Source organism: Sphingomonas sp. (genome assembly GCF_031372575.1).
Lineage (GTDB): Bacteria > Pseudomonadota > Alphaproteobacteria > Sphingomonadales > Sphingomonadaceae > Sphingomicrobium.
In genome coordinates this window covers 1-1934 of sequence record NZ_JANMLM010000014.1, presented here as the reverse complement: position 1 = coordinate 1934, position 1934 = coordinate 1, and the positions used below count along the sequence as shown (strand labels likewise).

Sequence of the window (1934 nt, the reverse complement as noted above, 5' to 3'; positions counted from 1 at the left end):
AAGCTCAACGGTGTCAGTTGGTTGTACAATTTGTAGGTGGCATATTCCATCAGCACATATTGCTGGAAACTCTCCGACGCTCGGCAATGGGTGACCAGCTTGAGCTTGCGCTGACCGGCAAACAGGGAATTGGCTGGCGGCGGCTGGTTGAACACCACGCGCAACGGCGGGAACTGGCAAATATCGCCCTTGCGCCGAGTGATCCCGCGCTGGGCGAGCTGAATGGCAAGCGGCTCCTCAGTCCCGGCGACGGTCAGCGTTCCGGGATAGGTCGCCTTCGATTCCTCGGGTGCCTTGGCGATCGTATCGACCGGGCCGTTGATTGTGATTCGGATCATCTCGTCCGACGCGAACAATGGTTTGGCGGGCTCGGCGGCAGCAGCGCCGATCGGGGCAGCACACAGGACCATGGCGGCCAACGCAAAGCGGATTGCCAATTTCATTGCACACTCCTGTTCGCTACGTGGGGGACAAGCTTGTCGCCGAGGATCTCGAGCCAGCCGAGCTTGCCGCGATAATAACGCGAGATGCCGGTATCGATCTGGATCAAGGTGCCGTTGCGCAGGATTCCGATCCCGTCGAGCCGCGGGGTGTGACCGACCACCAGCCGCTTCGCCCCCTGCGCCTTCAACACCGCCGCAAGTTCATTGTCGATGGTCGGCCGACCCGCTGCGGGCACCCCATCGTCACCGCCGCGAAGGATCAGCCCGCGATACCATAACGGCCCCATCTGGTCGTTGATGATCGCTTCATCGCTCGAGTCACCGGCGATGATCGCGGCGCGGGCGCGGCGGTTGATTTCGTCCAGCGGGACCAAGGCATAATTGGCACTAATCCCGCCATGCACGAACAACGTGCTGCCGACCTTGACCACCGCCGGAAGGCTCGCCACCCAGCGACCAAGCTCGCCCGACGGCGACCATGCGGCTTCATGTTCGACCTTGCCCAGCGGCGTAACGGCAAACCACATCTGCCGGATCGCCTTGGGGCTTAGCGACGCGTCCTTCACATGATAATAATCGATGATCGCCTTGGCGTTGGCGGTGTAGGCCGCGTCGCGTCGCGCCTTGCTCTGGCGGTCGGCAAAGGCAGCATATTCGCCCGGCGTGACGTAGCGCAGGTCGCCGATCACCTGCATCGCCTCATGATTGCCCATCAGCACGATCACGCGGCCCCCGGCGCGCTTGGCCTCGCCATCGAGTTGCTGCAGGTGGCGAATGATCTTGAGGCTATCGGCACCGCGATCGGTGATGTCGCCGGTCTGGACGAGCAGGGTCTTGCCGCCGGTCCAATGGTTGGCCGGATCGATCAATTTGGCATCGCGTGCAATGTCGATCCACGCCTCGAAATCGCCGTGCAGATCGCCCACCGCGACGATCCGCGTGGGCACAGGCTGTGCCGCTGCGGGCACCGCAACGAGCATCATGAGCACCATCAACCACAAGCGCCGGATCATCCACCCGCTCCCCGCGACCAAGCCGAATGGAGGCCCGCAGACGCGCGCTTTGTCAAGCGGCTGCGGTTAGCGGGTTGAAATGCCGACCAGTTGCGGTATAGGCCCGCCACGCACATCGGCTTGCCCCATTGGCTTATCGATATGCACTCGTCCGAGACAGTCGCTGAGGGCTTCCCTCTTAATTTGCGGCCTAGACGGGGAACGGAATCAAGCGGGCCGCGCCAACCAGCGCCTCTCCGCCGTGCGTTGCTAGCAGCGCCATCGATCCAGCCCCCCGGACATGATGGGACAATCGTTTTTGCGATTGTGCCCGCCCATTGGTCGGATGGTCCGGCCAGTGGAATGGTTAGGAGTATGGCATGGATCGTTCGCAAAAGGCCGATCTGGTTACCGAGCTCAAGAACGTCTTCACCGAGACAAGTGTGGTGGTTGTCACCCGCAATCTCGGCCTGACGGTGGCCCAGTCCACCGACTTGCG

General features: G+C 62.4%; 3 protein-coding genes. 1 reads left to right on the top strand and 2 read right to left on the bottom strand.

The window, feature by feature from the left end:
- Both RMN73_RS00885 and RMN73_RS00880 read right to left on the bottom strand, forming a co-directional pair.
- Positions 1-443 (bottom strand): hypothetical protein (locus RMN73_RS00885; protein WP_309601433.1); only part of this gene is annotated, 443 nt, incomplete at its 3' end.
- Positions 440-1456, bottom strand: a complete 1017-nt coding sequence (locus RMN73_RS00880; protein WP_309601432.1) for a metallophosphoesterase — start codon at positions 1454-1456, stop codon at positions 440-442. The genes RMN73_RS00880 and RMN73_RS00885, both read right to left, overlap by 4 nt.
- A gap of 359 nt (positions 1457-1815) precedes the next feature.
- Between RMN73_RS00880 and rplJ the strand changes: the two genes are divergently transcribed.
- The coding region (rplJ, locus tag RMN73_RS00875; RefSeq protein WP_309601434.1) for a 50S ribosomal protein L10 at positions 1816-1934 on the top strand (119 nt) is incomplete at its 3' end.